The sequence below is a fragment of the Paenalcaligenes sp. genome (assembly GCF_030152715.1).
In the GTDB taxonomy this organism is placed as follows: Bacteria; Pseudomonadota; Gammaproteobacteria; order Burkholderiales; family Burkholderiaceae_B; genus Paenalcaligenes; species Paenalcaligenes hermetiae.
Genome location: NZ_JASLIX010000119.1, coordinates 1 through 26,000, shown reverse-complemented (window position 1 = coordinate 26,000; position 26,000 = coordinate 1). Strand labels below are relative to the sequence as shown.

29 protein-coding genes, 1 tRNA gene and 1 riboswitch are annotated in these 26,000 nt (G+C 47.0%); of the genes, 14 read left to right on the top strand and 16 right to left on the bottom strand.

From position 1 onward, the window contains the following. Nucleotides 1-16: 16 nt before the first annotated feature. Complete coding sequence (locus Q1V74_RS09810) at nt 17-892, bottom strand: NAD(P)-dependent oxidoreductase (protein ID WP_300648519.1); 876 nt, start codon at nt 890-892, stop codon at nt 17-19. A gap of 304 nt (nt 893-1,196) precedes the next feature. Here Q1V74_RS09810 and Q1V74_RS09805 point away from each other — a divergent pair, with 304 nt between their 5' ends. Continuing rightward, nucleotides 1,197-2,723: a 3-hydroxyacyl-CoA dehydrogenase gene (locus tag Q1V74_RS09805; protein ID WP_300648517.1), complete on the top strand. Its 1,527-nt coding sequence runs from the start codon at nt 1,197-1,199 to the stop codon at nt 2,721-2,723. Between the two features lie 68 nt (nt 2,724-2,791). On the opposite strand, the gene Q1V74_RS09800 is transcribed toward Q1V74_RS09805, so the two are convergent. Continuing rightward, nucleotides 2,792-3,682 carry a c-type cytochrome gene (locus tag Q1V74_RS09800; RefSeq protein WP_300648515.1) on the bottom strand — a complete coding sequence of 297 codons (891 nt, stop codon included), beginning with the start codon at nt 3,680-3,682 and terminating at the stop codon, nt 2,792-2,794. 212 nt (nt 3,683-3,894) lie between these two features. Here Q1V74_RS09800 and Q1V74_RS09795 point away from each other — a divergent pair. After that, nucleotides 3,895-3,969 (top strand) — tRNA-Arg (locus tag Q1V74_RS09795). Between the two features lie 33 nt (nt 3,970-4,002). On the opposite strand, the gene gshA is transcribed toward Q1V74_RS09795, so the two are convergent. Beyond that, entirely contained in the window at nt 4,003-5,571 is a 1,569-nt protein-coding gene (gene gshA / locus Q1V74_RS09790; protein WP_300648513.1) for a glutamate--cysteine ligase, read from the bottom strand. Between the two features lie 103 nt (nt 5,572-5,674). Further along, complete coding sequence (locus Q1V74_RS09785; RefSeq protein WP_300648511.1) at nt 5,675-5,908, bottom strand: helix-turn-helix transcriptional regulator; 234 nt, start codon at nt 5,906-5,908, stop codon at nt 5,675-5,677. Between the two features lie 183 nt (nt 5,909-6,091). Continuing rightward, nucleotides 6,092-6,170: riboswitch (SAM riboswitch) on the top strand. Here Q1V74_RS09785 and Q1V74_RS09780 point away from each other — a divergent pair. From Q1V74_RS09780 to Q1V74_RS09765, 4 genes are all read left to right on the top strand, one after another. Then, nucleotides 6,162-7,370 carry a homoserine O-acetyltransferase gene (locus tag Q1V74_RS09780; protein ID WP_300648509.1) on the top strand — a complete coding sequence of 403 codons (1,209 nt, stop codon included), beginning with the start codon at nt 6,162-6,164 and terminating at the stop codon, nt 7,368-7,370. (Overlaps the previous riboswitch by 9 nt.) Continuing rightward, a complete protein-coding gene (metW, locus tag Q1V74_RS09775; protein WP_300648507.1) occupies nt 7,367-7,999 on the top strand; it encodes a methionine biosynthesis protein MetW in 633 nt (210 codons plus the stop codon). The genes Q1V74_RS09780 and metW overlap by 4 nt, the downstream gene beginning before the upstream one ends. Nucleotides 8,000-8,011: 12 nt before the next feature. After that, a complete protein-coding gene (locus Q1V74_RS09770) occupies nt 8,012-9,247 on the top strand; it encodes a muropeptide transporter (protein WP_300648505.1) in 1,236 nt (411 codons plus the stop codon). A gap of 1 nt (nt 9,248) precedes the next feature. Next, a complete protein-coding gene (locus Q1V74_RS09765; protein WP_260649473.1) occupies nt 9,249-9,866 on the top strand; it encodes a trimeric intracellular cation channel family protein in 618 nt (205 codons plus the stop codon). Here the strand turns inward: Q1V74_RS09765 and Q1V74_RS09760 are convergent, their stop codons facing one another. From Q1V74_RS09760 to Q1V74_RS09750, 3 genes are read right to left on the bottom strand one after another with little or no spacing between them, the layout of a single operon-like run. Then, a complete protein-coding gene (locus Q1V74_RS09760) occupies nt 9,867-10,604 on the bottom strand; it encodes an LrgB family protein (RefSeq protein ID WP_300648503.1) in 738 nt (245 codons plus the stop codon). A 3-nt stretch (nt 10,605-10,607) separates the two neighbouring features. After that, nucleotides 10,608-10,955, bottom strand: coding sequence for a CidA/LrgA family protein (locus tag Q1V74_RS09755; protein ID WP_345370592.1), 348 nt, complete (start codon nt 10,953-10,955; stop codon nt 10,608-10,610). After that, nucleotides 10,956-11,546, bottom strand: coding sequence for an ecotin family protein (locus tag Q1V74_RS09750; RefSeq protein ID WP_300648501.1), 591 nt, complete (start codon nt 11,544-11,546; stop codon nt 10,956-10,958). Nucleotides 11,547-11,565: 19 nt separating this feature from the next. Here Q1V74_RS09750 and Q1V74_RS09745 point away from each other — a divergent pair, with 19 nt between their 5' ends. The 4 genes from Q1V74_RS09745 to Q1V74_RS09730 all read left to right on the top strand — a co-directional run bounded on the left by Q1V74_RS09745 (nt 11,566) and on the right by Q1V74_RS09730 (nt 15,908). After that, entirely contained in the window at nt 11,566-12,426 is an 861-nt protein-coding gene (locus Q1V74_RS09745; protein ID WP_260649470.1) for a DUF4922 domain-containing protein, read from the top strand. Nucleotides 12,427-12,830: 404 nt separating this feature from the next. After that, complete coding sequence (locus Q1V74_RS09740) at nt 12,831-14,504, top strand: sodium:solute symporter family protein (protein ID WP_300648542.1); 1,674 nt, start codon at nt 12,831-12,833, stop codon at nt 14,502-14,504. A 9-nt stretch (nt 14,505-14,513) separates the two neighbouring features. Beyond that, nucleotides 14,514-14,645: a putative transporter small subunit gene (locus Q1V74_RS09735; protein ID WP_260649469.1), complete on the top strand. Its 132-nt coding sequence runs from the start codon at nt 14,514-14,516 to the stop codon at nt 14,643-14,645. Between the two features lie 195 nt (nt 14,646-14,840). Then, nucleotides 14,841-15,908: a Wzz/FepE/Etk N-terminal domain-containing protein gene (locus tag Q1V74_RS09730; RefSeq protein WP_300648498.1), complete on the top strand. Its 1,068-nt coding sequence runs from the start codon at nt 14,841-14,843 to the stop codon at nt 15,906-15,908. 80 nt (nt 15,909-15,988) lie between these two features. Here the strand turns inward: Q1V74_RS09730 and Q1V74_RS09725 are convergent, their stop codons facing one another. Beyond that, on the bottom strand, nt 15,989-16,519 hold the full coding sequence (locus Q1V74_RS09725) for a carboxymuconolactone decarboxylase family protein (protein ID WP_300648496.1): 531 nt from the start codon (nt 16,517-16,519) through the stop codon (nt 15,989-15,991). Nucleotides 16,520-16,536: 17 nt separating this feature from the next. Beyond that, entirely contained in the window at nt 16,537-17,889 is a 1,353-nt protein-coding gene (locus Q1V74_RS09720; protein ID WP_260649467.1) for an aspartate aminotransferase family protein, read from the bottom strand. A 178-nt stretch (nt 17,890-18,067) separates the two neighbouring features. On the opposite strand from Q1V74_RS09720, the gene Q1V74_RS09715 reads away from it, so the two are divergent. Next, entirely contained in the window at nt 18,068-18,949 is an 882-nt protein-coding gene (locus Q1V74_RS09715) for a MurR/RpiR family transcriptional regulator (protein WP_300648494.1), read from the top strand. 39 nt (nt 18,950-18,988) lie between these two features. Here the strand turns inward: Q1V74_RS09715 and Q1V74_RS09710 are convergent, their stop codons facing one another. Together Q1V74_RS09710 and Q1V74_RS09705 are read right to left on the bottom strand one after the other, a co-directional pair. Next, on the bottom strand, nt 18,989-19,531 hold the full coding sequence (locus Q1V74_RS09710) for a cob(I)yrinic acid a,c-diamide adenosyltransferase (RefSeq protein WP_300648492.1): 543 nt from the start codon (nt 19,529-19,531) through the stop codon (nt 18,989-18,991). After that, entirely contained in the window at nt 19,528-20,025 is a 498-nt protein-coding gene (locus Q1V74_RS09705) for a GNAT family N-acetyltransferase (RefSeq protein WP_300648540.1), read from the bottom strand. Before Q1V74_RS09705 ends, Q1V74_RS09710 begins: the two co-directional genes overlap by 4 nt. 61 nt (nt 20,026-20,086) lie before the next feature. Here Q1V74_RS09705 and Q1V74_RS09700 point away from each other — a divergent pair, with 61 nt between their 5' ends. Beyond that, a complete protein-coding gene (locus Q1V74_RS09700) occupies nt 20,087-20,386 on the top strand; it encodes a copper-binding protein (RefSeq protein ID WP_300648490.1) in 300 nt (99 codons plus the stop codon). A 79-nt stretch (nt 20,387-20,465) separates the two neighbouring features. Here Q1V74_RS09700 and hslU read toward each other — a convergent pair whose 3' ends face one another. The 5 genes from hslU to Q1V74_RS09675 all read right to left on the bottom strand — a co-directional run bounded on the left by hslU (nt 20,466) and on the right by Q1V74_RS09675 (nt 24,569). Beyond that, nucleotides 20,466-21,797, bottom strand: coding sequence for an ATP-dependent protease ATPase subunit HslU (gene hslU / locus Q1V74_RS09695; RefSeq protein WP_300648488.1), 1,332 nt, complete (start codon nt 21,795-21,797; stop codon nt 20,466-20,468). Between the two features lie 21 nt (nt 21,798-21,818). Beyond that, nucleotides 21,819-22,352: an ATP-dependent protease subunit HslV gene (hslV, locus tag Q1V74_RS09690; protein WP_260649462.1), complete on the bottom strand. Its 534-nt coding sequence runs from the start codon at nt 22,350-22,352 to the stop codon at nt 21,819-21,821. Nucleotides 22,353-22,465: 113 nt separating this feature from the next. Then, complete coding sequence (gene dksA / locus Q1V74_RS09685; RefSeq protein WP_260649461.1) at nt 22,466-22,903, bottom strand: RNA polymerase-binding protein DksA; 438 nt, start codon at nt 22,901-22,903, stop codon at nt 22,466-22,468. 78 nt (nt 22,904-22,981) lie between these two features. Continuing rightward, a complete protein-coding gene (locus tag Q1V74_RS09680) occupies nt 22,982-24,022 on the bottom strand; it encodes a GTP-binding protein (protein WP_300648485.1) in 1,041 nt (346 codons plus the stop codon). A 73-nt stretch (nt 24,023-24,095) separates the two neighbouring features. Next, nucleotides 24,096-24,569 (bottom strand): Fur family transcriptional regulator, encoded by a 474-nt coding sequence (locus tag Q1V74_RS09675; protein WP_260649514.1) that lies wholly within the window; start codon nt 24,567-24,569, stop codon nt 24,096-24,098. 193 nt (nt 24,570-24,762) lie between these two features. On the opposite strand from Q1V74_RS09675, the gene Q1V74_RS09670 reads away from it, so the two are divergent. Both Q1V74_RS09670 and Q1V74_RS09665 read left to right on the top strand, forming a co-directional pair. Further along, complete coding sequence (locus Q1V74_RS09670) at nt 24,763-25,476, top strand: ABC transporter ATP-binding protein (RefSeq protein ID WP_300648483.1); 714 nt, start codon at nt 24,763-24,765, stop codon at nt 25,474-25,476. Nucleotides 25,477-25,478: 2 nt separating this feature from the next. After that, nucleotides 25,479-26,000: metal ABC transporter permease (locus Q1V74_RS09665; RefSeq protein WP_300648481.1), on the top strand; the 522-nt coding region annotated here is incomplete at its 3' end.

Below are 26,000 nucleotides of genomic sequence, written 5' to 3'. Positions count from 1 at the left end.
TCTCCTACACGGATTTTTATTTTGTTTGGATAATATCTAGCCAGTTCGAAGTGGCCTCAAAACCTAAAAGCTTTTTCGCTTTTTCCCCACTGAAAATAGAAGCTCTTGGATGATTTTTATAATGATCAGCATCGTATTTGGGTAGAAAGCCCCAGGCACGCTCAAACCATTTTAGGGTGTCTTCTTGTCGGCAGCTATCTGTAGCTGTAATGAAAAACGCCCCTGATTTTACTGCATCCGCCTCATAGGCGAGACGGAAAGCACGAGCGCAGTCTTCAGGACTAATATAATAAAAGAGCCAGCGAGTACTTAAGTCTTGAGCACGCTCTACGGTGGGATCGATGTTAGAGGGAATTAATACCATCATTGGTCGTAGCGAAAGCACAGCCATATTTCCACGACGCACAAAGCTTTCAGCCATTTCCTCCATAATCAGCTTACTAATACTGTAAGGCTGGATAGGGTAACGAGGATGCTCCTCATCCACAGGAAGGTATTCTGGCGCAAAGTTAGGATTAGCTTCAGACAAGCCACAGGCTGAGATACTAGAACAGAGAATTACACGCTTAATACCGTTGTTTTCAGCGGTTTGTAAAACATTCCATGTGCCTAGTGTGTTGACTTCGATAAACTTTTCCTCGGGTACTGAGGCGGCAAAATCGAAATCTAAAGCCGCGAGATGAATGACACCATCAACATCTTTAAGCCCAGCATTCAACTCATCTAAATTGAGTACGTTGCAGGGCTTGTAAGATACTTGTGGGTGGCTTGGAGGCGGGCTTAAATCAAGAACTCGTACTTGATAGTGATGGGCGATTAATTCGTTAACGACATACTGACCTAAACGACCACTGCCTCCTGTGACAGCGATAACACGATGATGCTTTTCCACTTGTCTCTCCTTTTGGTTAGTTTTTATAAGCTTAAAGTTTTTCTAAATTGAGTTTAGGTAGGTGGGGGATCGCCCATCAAGCGAGTTTTATTTTTTTCAAATGAAAAAAACTCATGGCTTTTTGTCTATGCCTTGAATTTAGGGCATTTGTTAGAAAATGTTGTCGATGGTGTAGGTCTGAAGTTAGGGTTATTGATGATAAGCGGAATAAATAAAAACCGCCTCTATTTACGATATGGTTCATATATTTGATAATAGTCAGAATAACTGTGTCGTTTTGGATTTTATTGAAATAGGAGACAGCATGTCTGAGATGAAAAAAATTGGGGTGGTTGGTGCAGGTGCGATGGGCCAAGGGATTGCGCAAATTGCGGCTCAAGCTGGCTATACCGTGTATTTGTTTGATACACGAGCTGAGGCAGTGACGGCGGCACAAAAGCAATTACAGGCCATTTGGCAACGTCAGGTAGAAAGAGGGCGTATGACCTCTGAGCAAACGGAAGCCGCCTATGCGTTGATTCAGCCTTGTTCCCAGTTAGAGCAGTTAGCTGATGCGGACTTAGTTGTCGAGGCGATTGTTGAAAACTTAAAGATCAAACAAGAGGTCTTTCAAAATCTAGAAGCTTTAGTCTCAGAGACATGCATTTTGGCTTCAAATACCTCGTCTTTATCGATTACAGCTATTGCACAGGCATGTCAGCGTCCAGAGCGGGTAGCTGGCTTCCATTTCTTTAATCCGGTGCCTTTGATGAAGGTGGTCGAGGTGATCGAGGGGTTACGCACCGATCCACAAGTATGTGAACAGTTAGTAGCCATGGCAAAAGCCATGGGACATACGCCGGTTCGAGCAAAAGACATGCCTGGTTTTATTGTGAATCACGCTGGGCGACCCATGAATATTGAGGGTTTAAAAATTGCTCAAGAACAGGTGGCTGATTTTGCTACCATTGACGCTATTATGCGTGAGCAGGCTGGGTTTAGAATGGGGCCTTTTGAGCTGATGGATTTAACAGCTTTGGATGTGTCGCATCCGGTCATGGAGTCTATTTACAATCAGTTCTACCAAGAGCCGCGCTTTAGACCCTCTCCTATTACGGCAATACGGTATGCGGGAGGGATTTTAGGGCGTAAAACAGGAGAAGGCTTTTACCGATACGAGGACGGTAAAAAGCAATTGCCCGAGGAGCCTTCTATTCCTGCTTTAGCAGCTGGGGTCAAGGTTTGGCTTGTGCCTCACCATGCAGAAGGTTATGAGCGGGCTCAAGCGCTTTTGCAGCGCTTAGATGTAGAGCTGGTTGAAGCAGAAGAGGCGCCAGAAGATGCGCTGTTGGTCGCAACGCCTTTTGGCGAGGATGTGGCTACGATTGTGGCGCATTTTGGTCTGGACGCGACGCGTACGGTGGCCTTGGACACCGCTTTTGGTTTAGAGACCGGACAGCGACGTGTAGTGATGCGCTCTTTGTTGACCGCAGATGAGTGGGTGCAGACAGCACGTGCCGTTTTTGGTAGTGATGGTACCCCTGTGAGCGTGATTGAGGATTCGGCTGGTTTTGTTGCACAGCGTTTGGTGGCATCCATTGTGAATGGCGCGTGTGATATTGCGCAGCAGGGGATCGCGAGCGCGGAGGATATCGATACTGCTGTATCCTTGGGGTTAGGCTACCCGAAAGGTGGTCCTTTAGCGTTAGGAGACGCATTAGGAGCAGAAATGTTGCTTGAGATTTTACAGTCTATGCAAATGATTACTGGTGATATGCGTTATCGCCCGAGTTTGTGGTTGCAGCGCCGAGTGCAGTTAGGCGTGTCATTAAAAACCAGCCGTCGCGCATAAAAACGCAAGCAATAAAAAAGCTCGCCCCTTGTGTTGATCAGGGGGCGAGCTTTTTAATGGAAGAACAATTAGCGCACTTGCTCAATCATGTAGAGAATAGCATCGCGTAAATCATCGTCGGAGGCATTCATGGCTGTGCCACGTGGAGGCATGGCGCCCTTACCTGTGATGGCCACTTGTAGCATGGTATCTAAACCTGTTTCGATATAAGGCGCCCAGGCGTCTTTGTCACCGAATTTAGGCGCACCGGCAACCCCCGAGCCGTGGCAAGCGAAACAAGCAGCATCATAAAGCTTTTTGCCCGCAGCAAGTTGTTCCTCGGTAGCGGCGGGGATGGCGTTATCGCCAGAAGTGGCGGCTGCTGTGGTTTCAGCGCTGTCATCAGCAGCTGAATCGGTTTTTTGTTCGTTGGCATCGGCCTGCTGTGCGGGGGCTTCGCTTTGGTCCTCGCCGGGCTCAGCAAAGCCAGCACCTGCTTCGTTGGCCATGTAGACCATGGCTCGCTCAACCTCTAGGTCATCCAGGGTAGTGTTACCACCCTTGGCTGGCATAGCGCCTTTACCGTTAAGTGCAACTTGGAGCATAGTTTCGTAGCCGGCGGCAATATAAGGTGCCCAGGCGTCTTTGTCACCAAATTTAGGAGCCCCTGCTACACCTGTGGCATGACAGGTTGTACAGGTGGCATCGTAGACCTCTTTACCCGTTTTAAGGGGCCGGTCGGCCTCGACGATATTAAGGGCAAATTGAGCCACGGGTTGAATACGGGCAGCGACACTTTCGGAAGTGTCAGGGCGTGCTTTACCCATACGCAGGTCGTTGGTGTTGCTGTCTATGTAGAACATAGCGGCGCCAACCACAAGCAAAAAGAGAATGGATAGCCAGAAAATGCGGGCTGGGTTTTTGACGTGCACAGATTGTTTATCGTCGTTATTGTGATTTTGTTGTTCCGTAAGGCTCATAGTCGGATCCTGCGAATTCGTACTAAGTGGGGCTGGCGGACCACCGAAAAATGGACTTACTGGGGCCGCAAGATTGATAGTAAATAGAGTATACCAACCGGTAATTATAGCGAACTAAATCGGCTATGGGGTGGCATTGTTGTACTAGGTGAGCAGTTAAAAATAAAAATGGACTAAACAAAAAGTCAGATACAGGGTAAAATAGCTTTTTTGCGCCCGTAGTTCAATGGATAGAATTAGAGTTTCCGAAGCTCTCGATCCAGGTTCGATTCCTGGCGGGCGCGCCAAAAACAAAGACCCGCGAAGGGTCTTTTTGTTTTTTAGGCATCTAATAATGCCTGATATTTTTGTAAGTACACCTCAAAAGATTGATCTTTTTCGGCAGCCTCTATTTGTTGTTGGGCTGCAATTGAATCGGTGGCCGCTTGCTCAAACTCTTGCTGTAGCTCGGCCGAAAAAGGCAAATCTAATAAGTGGTTTTTGTGCGCTAGGCTTTGGGCATAGGTGTAATCCACAAAACTTTGCCCAGACTCGGATATTTGCTTGAGGACACGAGCAGATGGGCATAGGCTGGCATCTTGTATCTTGGCCATTTGTGCATCCAGCGCTGCTTGATAGAGCGGTTGCTCTGCTCCTTTGTCGAAAAGCGCCGCATAGGGTTGCATGGCAAGGAGTAAATCCTCTCCCCAGCTTTTTAGCTCCACTTCTTGCTTGTTTTGATTACGTAGTAACAGCCCAGGCTTACGACCCTCGATAACCACTTTAGCAAAGTTATTTTTACTGTCTTGGCAGAATCCACCATCGGGAAAGACGGGGCTAGGCTCGGTAGCACAAAATAATAAAAACACATCCAAAAAGCGAGCGGTTTCTGCTGATAGACCAATGGGGTCAAAGGGGTCAATATCTAAGCAGCGCACTTCAATGTATTCCACGCCACGGTTAGCTAAAGCGCTAGAAGGGCGCTCATTAGATTTAGGCGTGCGTTTAGGGCGAATATTGGAATAGTATTCGTTTTCGATTTGAAGAATATTGGTGTTGAGCTGGATCCATTCGCCATTACGGTGCGTACCAATATCCGCATATGCCGGCCAGCTTGTGGTGGCGGCACGACGCATGCGTAGTAAAAATGTATCCAGATCGTTGTAACAGAGCTGGAGTTCAGCTTGCGCTTCTTTGTTTTGATAGCCAAGATCACTCATGCGCAAGCTAGTCGCCCAAGGCAGACAATAGGTATCAGGTGCAATTTTTTCTAATGGGAGCTGGTGCTCACCCAGAAAATCCTTGGATACGGCTGGCGAGGCGCCGAACAAATACATAAGTAGCCAAGAATAACGCGTGAAATTGCGGATCAAAGCTAAATAGCCATTGGAACGTTGCTCTTGGAAGGTGCGCCCGTCAATTTGTAATAAAGGCCAAATACGGTCGGGCAGCGAGTAGTTATAGTGCACGCCAGCAATACATTGCATGCGCTTACCATAGCGCTCTGCTAAGCCGCGTCGATAGACGTGCTTGAACATACCGGTGTTGGAAGTGCCATACCAACCGATTTGAATATCGGCCTCGTCGGGTAAGTGAGCAGGCATCGATTGATTCCAGATGACTTCATCACCCAAGTGGCGTACGACAAATTGGTGCACATGTTGTAGCTCTGTACGTAACTCCTCAACAGAGGCATAGGGAGCGGTAATTAGCTCCAAGAGGGCTTCAGCATAGTCCGTGGTGATACGGCTGTTGCACAAGGTTGAGCCCAAGGCAACAGGGTGAGGGGTAGAGGCAAGAAAAGCAGAGTGATCTACCCGGAGCCCTTCTTTTTCAACTCCCCGACGAATGTCGCTTAGGAGGGTTAAATTTGAAGCAAGGGCTTTTATTGGATTCTGGCTCAATGTCATTACCTACGTTCACTTATTATCCGACTTATGATGTGGTCGATTGTAATGCGCAATCCAAATAAAGGGAAAGACACACGTAGGGAGGCTAGGGGGACGTCGGTTTTTAGCTGCTTTTTGTGACAGGGGGGTCGATGGGCAGCTTGATTAAGGACAGGTGATAGGCTTTGCTAATGGCTGCAGCGCGGTTAGAAACATTGAGTTTATGATAAGCATTATGCAAGTGGTACTGCACAGTGTGATGCGTAAGTCCCAGAGCTTTGCCTGCCTCAACATTGGTTTTTCCTAGAGCGATGAGTTGTAAGCAAGCGATTTCTCTCAAGCTTAGTTCTTCGTTCATACATTAACCTCAGCATCATGAAAATGACAAATTATGACTTCGATGCCATTGTTTAAGTCTTTTTAAAAATACTCAAGATCTGAGAGGTAGGTATTAACCCTAAGGGGTTTTATTTAGCTCAAACTCTTGCTTTAGGGGCATGACGGGATTTTTATTTTCGAAGGTGCTAAACTATTTGCTTGTCTTTTTGTTGGCGCCGATTTGCTTGATCCGCTTGCGGGCGCTCCATAAATCCAGCTAAAGAGGTCCGTCTATGGTCTCCAATACAGCTTCTATTATTATTCCTGATGGCTCGGTCGGTGTGGTTCAACCCGAGATTATTGCTTTTGATGAGCCATTGCATTTGTCTAGTGGTCAGGTTTTACCCCAGTATGAGCTGGCCATTGAAACCTACGGTCAACTTAATGACGATCGTAATAATGCCGTCCTGATTTGTCATGCTTTAAATGCCTCACACCATGTAGCGGGCATTGATCCAAATGACCCTAAAAATATCGGTTGGTGGGACAACATGGTTGGCCCAGGTAAGGCCGTTGATACCGATCGCTTTTTTGTGATCGGTGTTAATAATATTGGGTCTTGTTTTGGTTCTACAGGCCCAGCCTCAATCAACCCAGAAACTGGTAAACCTTGGGGCGCAGATTTTCCGTTATTAACCGTTGAGGATTGGGTGCATGCCCAAGCGCGCTTGGCGGATTACTTAGGCATCAAAAAATTTGCTGCTGTCATGGGTGGGTCTTTAGGTGGTATGCAGGCGTTAAGCTGGGCGATCACTTGCCCAGATCGCTTAGAAAATTGCATTGTGATTGCCAGCACTCCTCGTCTTACTGCACAGAATATCGCCTTTAACGAGGTAGCCCGTCGTGCCATCATTACGGATCCTGAGTTTTATGATGGAGACTATTACAGTCGTAATACTGTGCCTAAGCGTGGTTTATCTGTGGCGCGTATGGTTGGGCATATTACCTATCAGTCAGACGAGGTCATGGCAGAAAAATTTGGTCGTGCTCAGCGCGATCCTAAAGAAGATGGACAGTACCGCTATGATTATGGCGTAGAGTTTGAGGTCGAGTCCTACTTGCGTTATCAAGGCGAAAAATTCTCTAAGTATTTTGATGCGAATACTTATTTGTTGATTACGCGTGCTTTGGATTATTTTGATCCGGCACGCGCCCATAACGGGGATTTGGCACGTAGCTTAGAGGCCGTTAAAGCCAAGTTTTTATTAGTTTCTTTCACGACAGATTGGCGGTTTACACCAGAGCGCTCACGTGAAATTGTGCAAGCGTTGCTTAAAAACAAAAGAACGGTCACTTATGCGGAGATCGATGCCCCCCATGGGCACGATGCTTTTTTATTAGATGATCGTCGTTATCACGGTGTGGTGCAGGGCTATTATGATCAAATTGCCGAGCAATTGGGCCTAGGGCCGCGGCAACGCACTACAGGAGTTCTGGCATGAGTCATCAGCAATCCGTACAGCCAGTGAGCTTAGCGCAACGCCCAGATTTAGCACGTATTGCAAGTTGGATTGAGCCATCGACCCATGTATTGGATTTAGGTTGTGCTGACGGTAAATTATTAGCGTATCTGCAGCGTACTAAAAATGTACAAGGCACCGGTATAGAGCGCGATCCCCAAGCGGTGGTAGCCAGTGTGCGTCGGGGGGTACCTGTGATCCAACAGGATCTAGAAGAGGGTCTGGCCTTATTTGAGGATCAGCACTTTGATACGGTGGTTCTGTCTAAAACACTGCAGTCCATGTTAAACACCGAGCATATTTTGCGAGAAATGGCGCGCGTGGCGCGTTATGGCATTGTGTCTTTTCCCAACTTTGGTTATTGGACGCATGGCTTATCGATTTTAGCTGGGCGTATGCCTGTCTCCAAAGAAATGCCTTATGAGTGGTATGACACGCCCAATATCCACTTATGTACCCTAAAAGACTTTCAGGATTTGGCCAAATCCTTAGGTTTAATTATCACGGACAGAGTGGTTTTTAATGGTAAAAAAGAACTCCGCTTTTTACCTGGGCTGCGTGGTACCCTAGCCGTATATCGTTTCGAGTCACCTTTTGCCTCCTCTTTGTAGTGATCATGCATCGTGTCTAATGTCTACCTAAACCCGCGTGTTGCGGCCTTATTTGTTTTAGGTTTTGCCAGTGGGCTGCCCCTGGCCTTAACCAGTGGCACTTTACAAGCGTGGGCTACAGTAGAGCAGGTTTCATTGCGTGATATTGGTTTTTTAACGCTAGTTGGTTCAGCGTATACGCTTAAATTTCTTTGGGCGCCGTTTATTGATCGGTATACGGTGCCCTTTTTAGGGCGCCGTCGGGGGTGGATGGCGCTAAGCCAACTGTTGTTAGGTGTATCTATCGCGGCGATGGGATTATTTAATCCCAGTCACCAACTCGGCGTCATCGCTTTATTAGCGGTATTTGTGGCTTTTATGTCGGCGACCCAAGATATTGCTTTTGATGCCTATAGTACAGATGTGCTACGCGCGCAGGAGCGGGCGGCGGGTGCGGCGGTAAAAGTGTTAGGTTATCGCTTAGCGATGATTGTTTCTAGCGGCTTTGCTTTAGTGATTGCTGATCAATGGCTAGGGTGGAATGGCATGTATATGCTGATGGGCGCTTTAATGCTGGCGTGTGCTATTGCCACTTTTTTAGCCCCAGAGCCTGAGCGTGTCGTGTCTGCACCCCATTCATTACGGGAAGCCGTGGTGGCACCTTTATTAGCCTTTTTTAAACGTCCCGAAGCTATTAGTATTCTCGTGTTGATTGTGTTGTATAAGCTAGGTGATGCCTTTGCTGGTGCATTATCGACCACTTTTTTAATCCGTGGTGCGGGATTTTCAGCGACGGAAGTGGGAACAGTCAATAAAATTTTTGGGCTGGCGGCCACGATTATTGGAGCATTGGTTGGCGGTGGCCTGATGGCTAAATTGGGCTTGTATCGATCCTTGATGCTTTTTGGCTTATTGCAAGCCGTGTCTAATTTTGGTTATTGGTGGTTATCGGTTTCCGAGCCCAATCTTTGGTTTATGGGGGCGGTAGTTGCCATTGAAAATTTGTGCGGGGGTATGGGGACCGCGGCTTTTGTGGCCTTATTGATGGCTTTATGTCATCAGCAGTTTTCGGCTACGCAGTTTGCGTTATTATCGGCGTTATCGGCAGTAGGGCGTACTTATTTAGCCGGTCCGTTAACCCCGCTATTTGTTGAGCATTTAGGTTGGTCTACTTTTTTTATTATTACCGTTTTATTGGCTTTACCCGGTTTATGGCTGCTATGGCGTAAACGTCATATTATCTTAGCTTTGGACGCAAACTCGCATTGATATGTTGCTGCTCACTTTTTACTTAATCGCAATTACAGCAGAAGCCATGACGGCTGCTTTAGCCGCCGGTCGGCGTGATATGGATTGGGTAGGTGTTTGTGTGATTGCTTGCATTACCGCTTTAGGCGGCGGCTCGGTACGTGATGTGTTGCTGGGGCACTACCCGCTAACATGGGTAAAACACCCCGAGTATTTGTGGATGACTGCAGGGGCTGCCATCTTTACAGCTCTGACGGCTCGTATGATGCGTCATTTACATAAGCTGTTTTTGGCGTTGGATGCATTAGGCTTAGTGACGTTTACGGTGATTGGTTGTCAGATTGCGATTGAGATGGAGCTGCCCGTCACGATTATTTTATTAAGTGGCATGATTACAGGGTGCGCAGGCGGGGTATTACGCGATATTTTGTGTAATGATATTCCGCTGTTATTTCGCAAAGAGATGTACGCCAGTGTATCCATGGTAACAGGTGGTTTGTACATGCTAGCGATTCATTTTGAGTTAAATGAGTTAGCTAGCATGTTGGTGCCGATGGGGGTGGGCTTGTTATTCCGTTTTCTGGCTTTGCGTTTTAACTGGCAGATGCCGCAGTTTGTTTATCGTGACGACTGGAAATAATCACAACCAGTTTAAACCCTGTAGCAGCCCCAGCACCAATGGCATCAATAGTGCGGTGAGAATACCTGTTACGCTCATGGCCAATGCAGCAAAGGCCCCCATGGTTTCATTGATCTGGATGACACGAGCGGTACCAATCGCATGAGCGGAAACTCCTGTGGCTACCCCCCGCACAATAGGGTTGTTGAGCTTGAGTAAATAAAAAACTGGGGTGGCTAAAATACTGCCAATAATACCGGTAAAAGCCACAGATACCGCAGTTAAAGAGGGTTGCCCGCCAAAATGATCGGAAATGGCCATCGCGATTGGCATGGTCGCGGATTTAGGCATTAAAGAAATTACCATTTCAGGGCTAGCCCCTAGAGCAAGAGTAAGTATGGCACTACTGACTAAACCGGTAAGCGCTCCAACGACTAAGGTGATGCTCAGCGGACGCCAGAGTAGCTTAAGCTTAGGGAGCTGGTTGTAGAGGGGGATGGCGAGCGCTACGGTAGCTGGCCCAATTAAAAAATGAATAAACTGTGCCCCCTCAAAATAGGTTTCGTAGGGGGTGTCTGTAAGCAATAAAATCCCTACAATTGCACAGACCGAGGTGAGCACTGGCAAAACAAAGGGACTTGAGTGGCAGCGTCTATATAAGTAAAGTGAGGCTAAATACACGCAAAGCGTTAAGGTCAGCCATAACAAGGGGGTATCGGCTAAAAATACCCAAATTCTAAAAAAGTCTTCACGGATCATGGGTTAACTGCGCCTTTTAAGTAACCAGGTTAAGCAGTAGGCGGTGACCACGAGTGTGATGACCGTTGCCAAAATACCTGCTACGACAAAAGCGACCCATTCATCTTGGATGCGATGAAAATACAGCATTACACCAGAGACGGCAGGAATAAATAACAACATTAAGTGCTGGATCAAGGTGTTAGCGGTGGTTTGTAATGCTGCTGGCACTTGCTTACGTATAACAAGGGCAGCAAATAAAAGCAGCATGCCCATCAATGGACCAGGTAGGGGAATACGTAAGCTTTGTACTAAGATTTCACCTAGTAGCTGAAATACAAAAAGAGAGGCAAAAGCAAGAATAATGGGCATTTATTCGATGGGGGCAGTGTTGTAAGGGGTGGCTACCCAGGTGCGCCAACGTAGTTCCAGCCCTTCGGGTAAGTACACCACGACGGGTAAACTGCTGTTGTATTGCAAAAGAGAGCCATTGCTATGAACAGGGATAAACTGTAGGGCCTTTTTGTCATCTGGACAGGCCATGCGAGTTTGTACGGGACCATCAAGCTCACTGAGCTCATAGTAATTATAGCCCCAACCTTCTAGGATTTTTTCTTTGAACACACCGGTGAAGTGCGAGGTATTACAGTCCGCCTCTTGAACTTTTCCCGGCAAAAGTTCGATTTTCAGGTTATTTTCGTAATTACCTATAGGTAGATGAATAACGTGACGACTATAACCGTCGGGAGCAGCTGGAAAAGCCTCGAGTAAAGGGGTTTCTTGGGCAAGTGCAACGGTACTGGATAAAAGCGTTACACTGAATAGATAACCTAAGGGTTTAAGCCATGTGTATAAAGAATAAGAGTGCCGCATAATCAAACCTATGGGATAAAAAGAATAATGCAACCGTACCACGAACTGAATCACAGCGAATAGTCCTGTCATCGACTTGGGGCTATTCATGAAAATGGAGGATCTTTGCATGTTGTCTTTACACGCCATTGACCAACGCATGCAACACGCTTTGGCATCTGGGGATTTACAGCCTATTGAGTTTCAAGCACATCAGGTTCCCGCCAAAGATATGTTGTTTCATGTTTGCTGGGTTCCAGCATTATCGGTTAAAGACAAAAGCAAACCAGCAGGATTTCCCGGGGGGCCTAGAGATCCTAATTTTAATCCTTTTTTGCCCCCAGATCCGCAGCTCACCGTAGGAAAATTGGGTGATTATCATCATGCTGTGCTAAATAAATTTCCGGTTTGTGCGCATCATTTAGTTTTACCGCGTATTGAGTTTGCGGAGCAGCGTAGCGTATTACAATACGAGGATTTTTTAGCTTGGGCATGGCTTTTAACAGAGCTACAAGGCTTAGGTTTTTATAATGGGGGCGAGGAGGCAGGAGCGAGCCAGCGTCATTTGCACGTGCAGTGGATTCCTCCAGCTGTAGATAATGCCAGTTTATTGCCTTTTGTACAGGTGTTGGATGCCGATCAGGATCTGGTTATTCAGTCCCATCCCTGCTGGGGGTTTCGTCATGCTTTTATTTATGTTGGGCTAAGCGAGGATGCACATGAATATGCTCGTAACTTATATCAGGCCTACCAACTAGGTTGTCAAAAGCTGGGTTTACAGTGTGATGATCAGGGGTTGATGCCACCAATGAATATCTTGGTGCAGGATGGCTGGTTATTGATTGTGCCACGCGTTTATGAACAGATACATGATATCCCTCTGAATGCTTTATCGTTTGCGGGCATGATTTATGTGCGCGAACAGGAGCATATTGACCTGGTAAAAACTAAAGGGGTATTACCTTTATTAGCAGCTGTTACTCGTGTATAAGTTGTTGAAAAATTTAAAAAATTTTTTTTGTTTTTTGTAAAAACTAGACGTGCAGCGCGAAGGTCGTTACAATGCCTAAGCGCTGGTTGGCTAATTTTTAGCCAACAAGTGATATAGAGCAGGTGCATAATAAATGGATTGGTTCCATTTCTTATTCACCTCGATTGTGTGTAGGGTGGGTGGTTCTACATCCACCATGCTCTATGGCGCCTACACGAACCTAGTTGTTTGTTATGTATAGCTAGTCCCCTTAATAGGGGGCGGGCTGATTGCGTCTTTAACTAAGCTTTCGTGTAGGCAATGGGGTGAGTGCCGCCCATCGTATCGATGCGCAAACGGCACGGTGTCAGGTTCAAAATGAATCCAATAAGAACCCTGTACACACACAGAGGATTGATAAAAACATGCAAGAGACAGAGTTTTTTCAACTCAAATCCTCCACAGCCTTACTGCTGCTGGTTGGATTTTATCTGCTGACATTTTTAATGTCGCTCATGATTAGCCGTAAAAATGAGAACGTAGATGGCTATATGGTATCGAATAGCGCGGTAGGCTTTGGTTTGTCGGCCGCGAGTATGATTGCTACGTGGATTTGGGCGGCTTCTTTTTATGCCAGTGCAACATCTGGTTTTAAGTACGGTTTATCGGGTCCGATTCATTACGGGTTTTGGGGGGCGTTGATGATTTTATTCATCTACCCCTTTGGGCGTCGTTTTCGTAAACTTGCTCCTGAGGCGCATACCTTAGCCGAGGTCATTCATGCTCGTCATGGCCGCTCGAGTCAGCTGATTATGGCGGGATCTAACTTGGTAGGTAGCTGTATTAGTTTGATGGTGAACTTTACGGCTGCGGGTGCTTTAGTTTCCGTATTGAGCCCGTTGAGCTTTATTCAAGGGGTGTTGATTGCTGGTTTAGGGGTGTTGTCTTACACCTTGTGGTCAGGGTTTAGAGCGTCTGTGCTGACAGACTTTGCGCAGTTAGTTGCCATGATTTTGGCGGCTGTGATTATTATCCCGCTGATATTCTTTAATGCCGGTGGTCCTGATTTTCTTGCGGAAAACATGTGGCGACTGGATGAGGAGCAGGCGAATTTCTTCTCCACCAAGGCCATTTTAGAGCAGGGGGCGCCATATTTTGTCGCGGTACTTGCTTATGCCATCGGTAACCAAACGATTGCTCAACGCCTGTTTGCTGTGCGCGAAGATCTGATTCGTCCTACCTTCTTAACCGCTACCATTGGTTATGGTGCTGTGGTCATTGGGCTGGGGATGCTTGGTTTGCTAGCCTTATTTGCTGGGATTCAGCCTGCTAATGGCGATATGAACAATATCATTCCGCAAATGGCTTCTATGTACTTGCCACCGATTGGTATTGCGCTGTTTTTCTTATTGGTGGTGGGGTCGTTGTCTTCTACGGCAGATGCAGACCTGTGTGCTTTGTCGGCGATTGTGATGACCGACATCTACGGTAAAAACATCGCTAAAGGTAAACCCAACCCACAGCGCATGTTGTGGTGGGGTCGCTTTACCATGATCATCGCTACCATGATGGGGGTGATTTTTGCGAGCCTACGCCTAGACATTTTAGTGATGTTGGTTTTTGTAGGAGCTTTATGGGGGGCCATTGTTTTCCCAGTGATTGTCAGCTTCTATTGGGAAAAGGTAACAAATCGCGCTTTTACTACAGCGGTTATCAGTGCGGTCGTACTCTTTACCATGGTTCGTTTTGAGCTCGTTCCTTTGACGGGTGCTATTGGTGTGTTCTTTGAGGTAGCCGCCGCAATTGGGGGTGGGGTAGTGGCGGGTTTGATGACATTTGCCTTTTTCCCTCGTTTGTTTGCTATTGGGGTAGGCGTTGCCGTAGCTCTTGGTTTGATGCCGTATTTTATTGGGTTCTTGCGTGATTACACCGTGCTTCTTGGCTCCTTAACCTCTTATGGTGTGAGCGCTGTCGTGTGTATCGCGATGAGCTGGAACAGTAAAGAGCGTTTTGATTTTTCGGTCTTGTCAAAACGAGTTACCGCTTTTCACGAAGAGCAAGAAGCGATGTTAAGCGCAACCACGAATACACAAAAATAAGGAGACGTTATGAGTATTAATGCGTTAGTATTTTATATCTTGATTTGGCCTGTGCTTTCTACAGGGATTCTCGCTTTGTTGCTTGTTTCTTTATTTAGAGATATTCGTGCCGCTAAGCGTGAAGGAAGAGAGATGTTGTAAACTATTATCCATATGAGTAATTGAGCTATGTGGTGATTTTACTACAAGCCTCTGTATACCAATTAGTAGATCCTGGTTATATTACAGCAAGCTCAAATCTATACCCTTGCATCAAAACTTACACTATAGTTTGGATGTAAGGGTATTTTTATGGCAGTTAAATTAGATTGGTTTAAAAATTAAGAGTAAGTATTTATGAAAAGTCCTGCTCAACAACGTCAAGGTTCTGATGATGAGATTGATTTATTTGAGCTTGCCTTATTAATTTGGCAAGAAAAAGTGACAGTGCTATTAGTAACCGTCTTTGTTACGGTCTTAGCAGTATTTTATGCTTTATTTGCAACTCCCGTGTATGAGACGGAAGTGACTTTATTGCCACCACACGCCAGTGATATTCAGGGCTATAACCAGGGTCTAATAGCATTAAAGGATACAGATAGCTCGTGGTTAACGAAGCATACAACAAAGTCGGTCTATGATACGTTTTTGAAGCGCTTGTATTCTAAAGAGCTACGTAATCAGATCATGGAGGAGTTATATCTGCCTAGATTGCCTGAGAAAGAGGAGATATTGAATCGTCAGGCATTGCAGCAACGCTTTGAGAAAATAGTAAGCGTTAGACGACCAGATCCAAAAAACACACCAGACTTATATACAGTACAAGTTAGGCTTTCTGATCCTGAGCACGCTACAGAGTTAGCGAATGGGTATGTCGATTTAGCTATACAGCAGGCAAAGCAGCGCCTAAAAGCAGACGTTGAGGCTGAATATACGCGAGTGCAGCTAGACCTAGAGGCACAACTGGCATCACTATTACAGCAAGCAGAGCAAGAACGAAAGAGTGAGTTAATTAAGCTAACAGAAGCCTTATGGATAGCAGAGAGCTTAGGGCTTGAGCAACCAATACTTCCGGATGGTAAAAGTACGATAGAGGGTGCTGCTTATGTTGATCGTAACTTATTATATATGCGCGGAGTTAAAGCCTTGCAAGCACAAATTAGAGTTTTAGAAGAGCGTGATAGTGAGGTTCCTTTTATAGATGAGTACCCAGAGTTAGCGGCAAAACTTGCTTTGTTAAGAGCTTTTAAGTTAGATGATCGACAGGTTAATGTGGCGACTATTGATGAGGCCGCAGAGGTTCCCATAAAACCCGTGCAACCTAAAAAAACGTTAATAGTAGTAATCAGTGGGCTGGTTGGTGGGGCTTTAGGCGTGGGAGCTGCTTTAATTATGGCTTTAGTTAAGAGACGTAGGAGAGCCTAAAAGTTTTAGGTATGAGTTTTTGTTGAAGCAGTAGCATCAGCCCCTTGCTATAGCAAGGGGCTGAGATAGATGGCGATTAGCTAATTTTTTGCATCATCACTATGAATTTGCAGCGCTTCTAAAAAGCGAGATACCATATTGTAGGTTGCAATTGTCGCCGTGATTTCTACGATGAGTTGCTCGTTAAATAAATGCTCAATGTCTTCGTAGACGGTTTGTGGGACTTGGACATTTAAGGTCATTTCATCGGTATAGGCCAATACGGCTTTTTGCTGATCGGTAAATAAGTCTTTATGATCACGCCAGTTGTCTAGTGCATCGAGCTGCTCTTGGGTAACGCCCTCTTTGAGAGCAATAGGTGCGTGTTGGTCGGCTTCGTAGGGCGCGCGATTTAAAATAGCAACACGCATAATAATCAGTTCTCGCAGATCGCCAGGGACTTGGCTATGAAGGCGTATACCAGTTAAATGGTTTAGCCAGCCCTGAGCCACCGTAGGGCTGTGTAACAGCATTTGATATAAGTGAATGACGCTACCGCGTTCCGCTTCGATCTGCTGGACTAGAGGCTGCAGCTCGGTTTGATTTAAATCTGCATAAGGTAAACGGGCCATACATCATTTCCAAGTCATTAAGCGCTAAGCGCTACAGGTTGATGGGTGAAAGGAAGCACCTCGAAAATCGTGGCGCTTACTAATTCTACAATATGGTCGATGTCTTGGGCAGTGCAGATAAAAGGTGGGGCTAATAGGATGTGATCGCCATGCACACCGTCTACGGTGCCACCCATTGGATACATGAGTAAGCCTTTGTCCATGGCAACACGGCGTAATTGAGCATGGGTCTTGGCATGATGGTCTAATGGCGCTTTGCTTTGTTTGTCGGCCACTAGTTCAATTCCTACCATTAAACCGCGACCACGGATATCGCCTACGTTAGGGTGGGCGCTTAAGGTTTGGTGTAAGCCCTGTCGCAATTGTTGCCCTCGTACGCGCACATTGTGTAGCAACTGATCACGTTCGATGACCTGTTGTACTGCTAAAGCGGCCGCACAAGCTGTGGCGTGCCCCATGTAGGTATGACCATGTTGAAAAAAACCTGAGCCGTCCACGAGAGTTTGATAAATACGGCGGCTGGCAAGCATGGCCCCGATGGGTTGATAGCCCGCACCAAGGCCTTTGGCAATGGTGAGGATATCGGGAGTGACTTCGTCCTCTGCGCAGGCAAATAAATGCCCGGTACGCCCCATGCCACACATGACTTCATCCAAAATTAAAAGCACTCCGTACTGATCACAGACTCGACGGATGGCTTGAAGGTAGCCGGGTACCGGGACGAGCACCCCTGCCGTTGCTCCTACGACGGTTTCTGCGACAAAAGCCGCAACGTTTTCTGGCCCAAGTTGTAGGATTTTTTGCTCAAGCTCGTCGGCTAGGCGTGTGGCATAGGCGTGATCACTTTCATCCGCCCCTTGATCGCGGTAAGGGTAGCAAGGGGACACATGGTGCGCTTCGGTTAGTAAAGGCAAAAAAGGGGCACGACGCCACGCATTGCCGCCAATAGCTAAGGCACCAAGCGTATTGCCATGATAGCTTTGACGGCGGGCAATAAATAGTCGTCGACTAGGTTGTTGCTTTTCCACGAAGTATTGGCGCGCAAGTTTGAGTGCAGCCTCAATGGCCTCGGAGCCTCCGGAAACAAAATATACATAGTCCAAATCACCAGGAGCTCTTTGTGCAAGGAATTGGGCCAGTTGCTCGGCTGGCTCATTAGTAAAAAAAGAGGTATGAGCATAGGCCACGGCATCAATTTGTTGATGAATCGCAGCAATGACTTCGGGGTGGCTATGGCCTAGGCAGGACACGGCAGCACCGCCAGAGGCATCAATATAACGCTTGCCGTTTTGGTCAATGAGGGTAATGCCTTCGCCTGCCACGGCAGTAGGTAGGCTTTGTTTTGGGTGGCGGTGGAACACGTGAGTCATGATGATATCCGTCTTGAGTTCAGTTTGAATCGAATGTTTTTTTGTATACTTAAATGAAATGTATGTTTCTTTTAAGCATAGCTCAAGCACCAAATAAATCAAATTTAATGACATATGATTCATTTTGATTCATGATTTTTGGGTTTAAATGTAGTAAAAAAACGATATACTGCTCGTTATGAGTAAAAAAAATCGCCCACCTCAAGACGTAGACACATTGATTCAGCGCTTACAAGCTGACTTTGCAGCGATGCCCCCTCAGTTTCAAATAGGGGCGCGTTATCTAATCGACCATCCGCATGAAGTCCCGATCGCTTCAATGCGTACGCTGGCGACACAAGCCGGTGTGCTGCCAGCGACTTTGGTACGTTTGGCACAATCCTTAGGCTTTAGTGGCTGGACTGAGTTAAAAGCAGTGTTTGTACAGTCTTTACATGCTAGTCCTATGGCTTATACGGATTCGGCTAAAGCAGTACTCAAAGGTCGTAATAAACCATTAGCCATGCTACAACGAGCAGTTCAAGCTCAAGCACAAAATGTATCCAAGCTCGCAGAGCAAAATGCCACGTCGATGACACAAGCGGTGGACTTATTAGTCAAGGCAAAACGGGTGTATGTAGCGGGGTTTCGAGCCTCGCATGCGCCTGCTTTTACTTTTTATTATTTATATCGACTATTTAGAAACCCCATTACGATGTTGCGTGCAGAGGCAGGGACGCTAGAGATGGAGTTGCGTGCTTTAGAAGCGGGGGATGTGGTGGTACTGGTGGCTTTTGCGCCGTACTCACAGGAAATTGTACGAGTTTACGAAGCTGCGCTAGAAAGTGGATGTAAGGTGATTGCTTTGTGCGATAGTCAGGTGGCGCCGATAGCCTTAGAAGCGAACTGCAATTTGATCTTTAGTACGGAAGTCCCCTCTTTTTTCCCTTCGAGTACAGCGGCTGTGGCATTGGTAGAGGGGTTAATAGAACAGATTTTAGCGCGCACGGGCAAAAAAGCCGTGATGGATTTGCAGTCGATGGAAAATCAGTTGCATCAAACGGGATACTGGAAGCGCTAGGGGGCTTGAAGCCCCCTTAGCAGCGTGTTGGCGTTAATCTTAACGTTGCCACAGAACATCTGACACACCTTGGTGTTTGTTAAGATGTCGGGCTAGGACGAAACATAAATCAGATAATCGATTTAAATACTGAGTGCTATGTGCGCTTAAGCCGGTTTCAGATTGATTCAGTTGAATGACCGCACGTTCCGCGCGGCGCGCTACGGTGCGGGCAATATGAGCCAACGCAGCGGCTTTGCATCCGCCTGGCAGGATAAACTCCTTTAAAGGGGGCAACTGGGCATTGTAGTGCTGTAACTGATGTTCTAAAAAAAGCACATGCTGTGCCGTCAGTACTTGATAGCCTGGTACGGCTAATTCAGCGCCCATATCAAATAGATCGTGTTGAATTTGATTTAAACAGAGATCCACGTCTTGAGGCAGAGATTCACAGCGCCATAATCCAATATGACTATTGAGCTCATCCACATCGCCCAGAGCTTGAATACGTTCGTGGGTTTTAGGCACACGCTGACCGTCCCCTAAGGCGGTGGTACCGTCATCGCCGGAGCGTGTAGTAATAATAGAAAGACGGTGGCTCATCGTTGGGCTGCCAGTTGTGAGAGTGCCTGACCCTCTACCCGAACAATACGCCAATCGGGTAAGACCTTGGCACCGTGATGCTCATAAAAATCAATTGCATTTTGATTCCAGTCTAACACGACCCATTCAAAGCGACCACAGTTAAGCTCAATGGCTTTTTGTGCAAGATACTTTAAAACAAATCCACCTAAGCCCTGCTGACGATGTGCGGGGTCAATATAGATATCTTCTAGGTACAGCCCACGCTTGGCTTTAAAAGTAGAGTAATTATGAAACCAGAAAACATAAGCAACGAGGTGCTGAGGCTGATCCTGAGGGGTAATAACGAGTGCTTTGGCAGCAGGCTCCGACCCGAATAAATTATCATAGATGGCTTCATCGGTGGCTTCAAATTGATCCAACATTTTTTCAAATTCGGCCATATCACGCATCAAACGGATAATTTGTGGAATATCATCTGGGGTCGCTGGACGCAACACATAGTTGCCAAAAATTTCGCTCACGATAAAACCTCGTTGTAGAATGACTTAATACACTAACTAAAAAGGGGATTGTATGTCTTTATTATCCACTCGTCACATTGCCGCTACGATCTTTGCATTAGGAACCGTTGCTGTGGTGTCTCCTGCCATCGCCCAACAGGGTACGGCTACCGGCGAGGTACGGCGGATAGATGCGGCCGCGGGTAAAATCACCCTAAAACACGGTAGCATCGATGCGTTAGAGTTGCCAGGCATGACACTGGTTTATTTGATTGATCCGGCTTTACTGGGGGATATTAAACCGGGAGACAAAGTCAAGTTCACGGCAGAGCGTCGTAACGGCGAGTACGTGGTGATTAAAATCAGTAAATAATCCACATTGTTCTTAGTCGGGATCAGATAATAAAAAACCACTCGTTTGAACAACGAGTGGTTTTTTTCTCTGGAAAAAATTAAAGTACGTAGCGGGCTAGATCTTGGCTGCCAGCGGTTTCTTCCAGTTTTTCATTTACGTAGTCGGCGTTGATGACGACATGCTGTTGGCCTTTGGAGCCAGCGTCGTAGGAAAGGTCTTCAAGCAGTTTTTCCATGACGGTGTATAAACGACGGGCGCCAATGTTTTCGGTGCGTTCGTTGACCTCAAAGGCTAATTCAGCTAAGCGACGGATCCCATCCTCTTGGAACTCGAGGGTAACGTCCTCGGTGGCCATCAGTGCGGAGTATTGCTTAGTTAGGGACGCATCCGTATCCGATAGAATTTGTACAAAGTCATCTGCGGTTAAGGAGTCTAACTCTACGCGTATAGGGAAGCGGCCTTGCAGCTCAGGAATGAGATCAGAGGGACGAGAAAGATGGAAAGCGCCCGAGGCAATGAACAAAATATGATCCGTGCGTACCACACCGTATTTGGTATTAACGGTTGTGCCCTCGACCAAAGGCAAAAGGTCACGCTGTACCCCTTGGCGAGAGACTTCGCCGCTGCTATTGCCTTCTCGAGCCGTAATTTTATCGATTTCATCTAAGAAAACGATGCCGTTTTGTTCGGCGTTGCGAACGGCTTCGGTGCGTAACTCTTCTTCGTTAACACGTTTGGCAGCTTCTTCTTCAACCAACAGTTTGAACGCCTCTTTGACTTTCATTTTGCGGGCTTTGGTTTTGTCGCGACCCAGACCAGCAAACATACTGCGTAGCTGCTCGGTCATTTCCTCCATGCCGGGAGGCGCCATGATTTCCATGTGAGGAATAGCCTGGGCTACTTCGATTTCAATTTCGGTGTCGTCGAGCTTGCCTTCACGTAGACGCTTACGGAAGGTTTGGCGCGCTGTGTTTTCTTCGCGCTCTGGCTCACCCATGGCATTACGAGCAGGGGGGATCAAGACGTCTAAGATTCGATCTTCTGCGGCGTCTTCGGCTTGTGTTTGGACACGACGCATTTCGATTTCACGGGTTTGCTTGACAGAAGCATCGACCAAGTCACGGATAATGGTTTCCACATCACGTCCAACATAACCCACCTCGGTGAATTTAGTGGCTTCGACTTTAATAAATGGTGCGTTAGCGAGCTTGGCTAAGCGACGTGCAATTTCAGTTTTGCCCACACCGGTAGGCCCAATCATCAATATGTTTTTGGGCACAATTTCATTACGGAGGGGTTCGGCGACCTGTTGGCGACGCCAGCGATTACGTAGGGCAACCGCCACAGAACGCTTAGCTTTATTCTGACCAACAATATGTTTGTCGAGTTCAGAGACGATCTCGGCGGGAGTCATGGTTGTTGCGGACATAGATACGACCTGATGCAAAAATTATAGGGTTTCGACGATGTGGTTTTGATTGGTGTAAATACACAAATCACCCGCAATTTCTAGGGATTTTTTCACGATCTCGGCGGGAGATAGGTCTGTGTTATGTAATAACGCTAGACCTGCAGATTGGGCATAAGACCCACCTGAGCCAATCGCAGCTAAGCCATGTTCTGGTTCGAGCACGTCCCCGTTACCGGTCAGAATCAGCGTATGCTCTTTATCAGCGACAATAAGCATTGCTTCAAGTCGACGTAAGACTCGGTCTGTACGCCAATCACGAGTGAGCTCTACAGCAGCACGGAGTAGGTGGCCTTGGTGTTTTTCTAGTTTGGCCTCGAAGCGTTCCTGCAGGGTAAAGGCGTCAGCCGTAGCTCCAGCAAAGCCAGCTAAGACTTGGTCTTTGTAGAGACGTCGAATTTTACGAGCTGTGCCTTTTACCACAACGTTGCCAAGAGTAACCTGGCCGTCGCCACCAATGGCGACCTCGTTGCCGCGTCGTACGGCGATAATAGTAGTGGCGTGAAATTGTTCCATTCTGATCCTTTACGTTATGTGTAATGGTACGTGGGGGTCATTTTTTATATTTCAAGACGTCTAATAAACAAAGCCACTCAATGAGTGGCTTTGGTTGAAGCGCTGAAAGTGGATTAGTCTCCATAGAGCTTTTGCCGTTTTTCGCGACGCTCTTGGGCTTCTAGAGAGAGTGTGGCTGTAGGTCGAGCTAAAAGACGCTTTAAGCCAATGGGCTCACCCGTCTCCTCGCACCAGCCATACTCACCCGATTCAATTAGTGCTAGTGATTGTTGCACTTTTTTTAGAAGCTTGCGCTCGCGATCACGGGTACGTAATTCGAGCGCGTGTTCTTCTTCGATCGTTGCACGGTCAGCAGGATCGGGAGCGAACTGGGTTTCTCGTAGATTTTCGGTGGTCGCTCCTGCATTAGCAAGAATTTCTTGTTCGAGTTCGCGTAAGCGATTTTCGAAAAATGCCAACTGTGCCGCATTCATGTAATCGGATTCGGGCATTGCCAAGAGTTCGTCCACTGTTAACAGTTGATCTGGGTTTGTACTGACATTGCTTGCCATGATAGTTCCCTTTTTATCATCGTGGAGCTAAAGCTCCTGCCTAAGTTAAGCCTTGAAAGTTTAGGCCAAAAGCAAGGATTACACTAGACACTGCTCTAGTCCTTGCATAAAGACCTCCTTTGGAAGGTTGTGGCCTATAAACACGAGTTTAGTTTCAGGTTTTTCTTTGCCCAACCACGGCTTACCGGGTTCTGCGCCCATCATCATATGTACCCCTTGGAAAAGCATGCGGCGGTTAGCCCCTTTAAGGTAAATAATGCCTTTGTAGCGTAAAAGGTCGGGGCCAAATACTTGAACCACTCCGCCAAGAAAGTCCTCAAGACGTTCGGGGTCAAAGGGGCGGCGTGATTTAAATACAAATGCACTCACGCTATCTTGATGCGGTGCGTGGTGCTCATGATCACAGTGTTCATCACACTCGTGGTCATGATGATGATCATGAGCCTCTTCGGCAAGAAATTCTGGGTCAATATCCAAAATAGCGTTAAGATTAAAACCGCTAATATCGATAATTTCGTTTAGATCGGCTTCACCAAAATGAACAGAAGAAATTGGTGCGCGTGGATTGATGCGCAAGATGCGTTTGCGCAGCGCCTCGTACTCCTCATCAGAGACCAAGTCTTTTTTCGAGATTAAGATTCTATCAGCAAACCCGATTTGTTTTTGTGACTCGGCTTGTTTGTCGAGTGTGGTCATCCCGTGTTTAGCATCGACAACGGTTACGACGGCGTCCAGACGATAGTACTCAGCAATATCGTCATCCATAAAAAAGGTTTGGCATACTGGCCCAGGGTTAGCCATGCCTGTGGTTTCGATAATAACGCGCTCAAAATTGAGTTCGCCTTGTTGGCGTTTAACACGTAACTCGTTGAGGGTGCGTAAGAGGTCTCCACGTACAGTGCAACACACGCAGCCGTTGCTGAGCTCGATAATTTCTTCTTCTCGATCCTGAACAAGTAATTCGTTATCTATGTTCTCAGGGCCAAATTCATTTTCTATTACCGCAATACGGCGCCCATGGTATTCGGAAAGGATGCGCTTGAGCAGCGTGGTTTTTCCTGCACCTAAAAAGCCGGTAAGCACCGTGACAGGCACCATGTTTTCAATAGCGGTAGACATATAAAGGTCCCTCGAATAAATCTATGCGATTACAGCACAGCCAGCGCCGAAGCGCAAACAACAAAAAAGATGCTTACTTATGTGGGGACGATTGGTGACATTGCAAGCAAACAGCGCGTAACTCGGTTTCTGGGCTTGCTAAAGCAAAGCCAGCCTGCAGGATACAGTCGTTAATTTGCTCGCTTAGGCGCGGTGCTCGCATTTCTGCTACCGCTCCACACTGCGTACAAACCACTAGTAGGTCATGTGGTTCACCTGCCACATCCACACATGCCGTCCAAGCGTTAATGGCGTCTAAACGGTGAATTAAGCCTTCTTCGGTTAAGAAATCTAAGGCGCGGTATACCGTAGGGGGGGCGGCATTAGGCTGGATGGTTTTAATCTGATCAAGCAGTTCATAAGCTTTTAAACTGCGCTGCGCGCGGATGAGCAGTTCTAATACCTGTTTACGTATGGGGGTCAGGCGTTTTTGACGCTGCTTACAGAGCTGCTCGGCATTATGCAATTGCTGTTCTATGGCTTGAGGGGTGAGTACATGTATAGGCATAGGCATAGTATAAAATAGATTCGATATGTTATAACATATCAAACTTATACTTGATGAGATAAAACATGAAGTCCCGAAAGAATCATTCATATACCGGATCGACCTTATTGTGGTCGGTAGGGCAACGACTACTGCTAGTTACGGTAGTCGTTGGTTGCATGTGGCTATTAAGTGCCTGGGCATTAGGTTGGCTATGAGTATACCCATCATTGAGCTTGAACATGTCAGTTTAGGTTGGCGCGGTAAAACAGCACTACGCGATGTGAGCCTACAGTTTCATCAAGGGGGGTTATATGCCATTGTGGGGCCTAATGGGGCAGGTAAATCCACATTACTAAAAGCACTAACAACAGAGATTGCTCCGTTACAAGGGCAGGTACGTTTGGGTTTTAATCTGCAAAAAGATTTGGCTTTTTTACCACAACAGGCGGATATGGATCGCAGTTTTCCGATTACGGTGTATGACCTAGTTGCGATGGGGGCTTGGCCACGAATCGGTGCTTGGCGCAAAGTAGACTCAGCCGAGCATAAACGTATCCAGCACGCTTTAGAAAAAGTGGGTTTAAGTGGTTTTGCGGCGCGACGTATTCATACCCTATCGGGAGGGCAGTTTCAGCGGGCCTTGTTTGCGCGCATGATACTACAAGAGGCCGGTGTGATTTTATTGGACGAGCCCTTTGCTGCAGTAGACAGTGACACGACGCAGGCCTTATTGGCATTGATACTTGAATGGCATGAACAAGGGCGTACCGTGATCGCCGTATTACATGAAATGGAAATGGTACAGAAGCATTTCCCGCAGTGTGTGTTGTTAGGTGGTCAGCTGATTGCTCAAGGGCTAAGCACAGAGATCTTAACACCAGAAAATTTGCATTTGGCGCGCCATCTTTGTGCGGGAGACTTTTAGCCATGCTGATGGATTGGTTAATTGCCCCTTTTGTGGATTTTGGGTTTATGCGCCGTGCGCTAGCAGGTTCGTTTGCGCTGGCAATTGCGGCGGGACCACTGGGTGTGTTCTTGATTTTACGACGTATGAGCCTAATGGGTGATGCGATGGCGCATGCCATTTTGCCTGGAGTGGCAGTGGGCTTTTTGACGGCGGGTTTATCGCTGGGGGCGATGGCGCTTGGTGGTGTGCTGACAGGGCTAACGGTGGCTCTTTTAGCGGGGGCCGTGGCACGTTTGACGCCTTTGCGCGAGGATGCGAGTTTTGCGGCGTTTTATTTGGTGTCTTTAGGCTTAGGGGTGCTCTTAGTATCACTACGTGGCTCTAATATGGATTTGCTGCATGTGTTATTTGGCACAGTGCTTGGGCTAAATGACGAAGCATTGTTATTAGTTACAGCCACCTCCACTTTAAGTTTGATCGTCTTGAGTCTGATTTATCGTCCCTTAGTGATGGATTGTTTGGATCCGTTCTTTTTACGTTTG

Excerpts from the sequence above, each read along its gene's own strand:
- Q1V74_RS09805 (WP_300648517.1), top strand. The coding sequence starts at position 1,197 with ATGTCTGAGATGAAAAAAATTGGGGTGGTTGGTGCAGGTGCGATGGGC.
- Q1V74_RS09800 (WP_300648515.1), bottom strand. The coding sequence starts at position 3,682 with ATGAGCCTTACGGAACAACAAAATCACAATAACGACGATAAACAATCT.
- gshA (WP_300648513.1), bottom strand. The coding sequence starts at position 5,571 with ATGACATTGAGCCAGAATCCAATAAAAGCCCTTGCTTCAAATTTAACC.
- Q1V74_RS09785 (WP_300648511.1), bottom strand. The coding sequence starts at position 5,908 with ATGAACGAAGAACTAAGCTTGAGAGAAATCGCTTGCTTACAACTCATC.
- Q1V74_RS09780 (WP_300648509.1), top strand. The coding sequence starts at position 6,162 with ATGGTCTCCAATACAGCTTCTATTATTATTCCTGATGGCTCGGTCGGT.
- metW (WP_300648507.1), top strand. The coding sequence starts at position 7,367 with ATGAGTCATCAGCAATCCGTACAGCCAGTGAGCTTAGCGCAACGCCCA.
- Q1V74_RS09765 (WP_260649473.1), top strand. The coding sequence starts at position 9,249 with ATGTTGCTGCTCACTTTTTACTTAATCGCAATTACAGCAGAAGCCATG.
- Q1V74_RS09760 (WP_300648503.1), bottom strand. The coding sequence starts at position 10,604 with ATGATCCGTGAAGACTTTTTTAGAATTTGGGTATTTTTAGCCGATACC.
- Q1V74_RS09755 (WP_345370592.1), bottom strand. The coding sequence starts at position 10,955 with ATGCCCATTATTCTTGCTTTTGCCTCTCTTTTTGTATTTCAGCTACTA.
- Q1V74_RS09750 (WP_300648501.1), bottom strand. The coding sequence starts at position 11,546 with ATGAATAGCCCCAAGTCGATGACAGGACTATTCGCTGTGATTCAGTTC.
- Q1V74_RS09745 (WP_260649470.1), top strand. The coding sequence starts at position 11,566 with ATGTTGTCTTTACACGCCATTGACCAACGCATGCAACACGCTTTGGCA.
- Q1V74_RS09740 (WP_300648542.1), top strand. The coding sequence starts at position 12,831 with ATGCAAGAGACAGAGTTTTTTCAACTCAAATCCTCCACAGCCTTACTG.
- Q1V74_RS09735 (WP_260649469.1), top strand. The coding sequence starts at position 14,514 with ATGAGTATTAATGCGTTAGTATTTTATATCTTGATTTGGCCTGTGCTT.
- Q1V74_RS09730 (WP_300648498.1), top strand. The coding sequence starts at position 14,841 with ATGAAAAGTCCTGCTCAACAACGTCAAGGTTCTGATGATGAGATTGAT.
- Q1V74_RS09725 (WP_300648496.1), bottom strand. The coding sequence starts at position 16,519 with ATGGCCCGTTTACCTTATGCAGATTTAAATCAAACCGAGCTGCAGCCT.
- Q1V74_RS09720 (WP_260649467.1), bottom strand. The coding sequence starts at position 17,889 with ATGACTCACGTGTTCCACCGCCACCCAAAACAAAGCCTACCTACTGCC.
- Q1V74_RS09715 (WP_300648494.1), top strand. The coding sequence starts at position 18,068 with ATGAGTAAAAAAAATCGCCCACCTCAAGACGTAGACACATTGATTCAG.
- Q1V74_RS09710 (WP_300648492.1), bottom strand. The coding sequence starts at position 19,531 with ATGAGCCACCGTCTTTCTATTATTACTACACGCTCCGGCGATGACGGT.
- Q1V74_RS09700 (WP_300648490.1), top strand. The coding sequence starts at position 20,087 with ATGTCTTTATTATCCACTCGTCACATTGCCGCTACGATCTTTGCATTA.
- hslU (WP_300648488.1), bottom strand. The coding sequence starts at position 21,797 with ATGTCCGCAACAACCATGACTCCCGCCGAGATCGTCTCTGAACTCGAC.
- hslV (WP_260649462.1), bottom strand. The coding sequence starts at position 22,352 with ATGGAACAATTTCACGCCACTACTATTATCGCCGTACGACGCGGCAAC.
- dksA (WP_260649461.1), bottom strand. The coding sequence starts at position 22,903 with ATGGCAAGCAATGTCAGTACAAACCCAGATCAACTGTTAACAGTGGAC.
- Q1V74_RS09680 (WP_300648485.1), bottom strand. The coding sequence starts at position 24,022 with ATGTCTACCGCTATTGAAAACATGGTGCCTGTCACGGTGCTTACCGGC.
- Q1V74_RS09675 (WP_260649514.1), bottom strand. The coding sequence starts at position 24,569 with ATGCCTATACATGTACTCACCCCTCAAGCCATAGAACAGCAATTGCAT.
- Q1V74_RS09670 (WP_300648483.1), top strand. The coding sequence starts at position 24,763 with ATGAGTATACCCATCATTGAGCTTGAACATGTCAGTTTAGGTTGGCGC.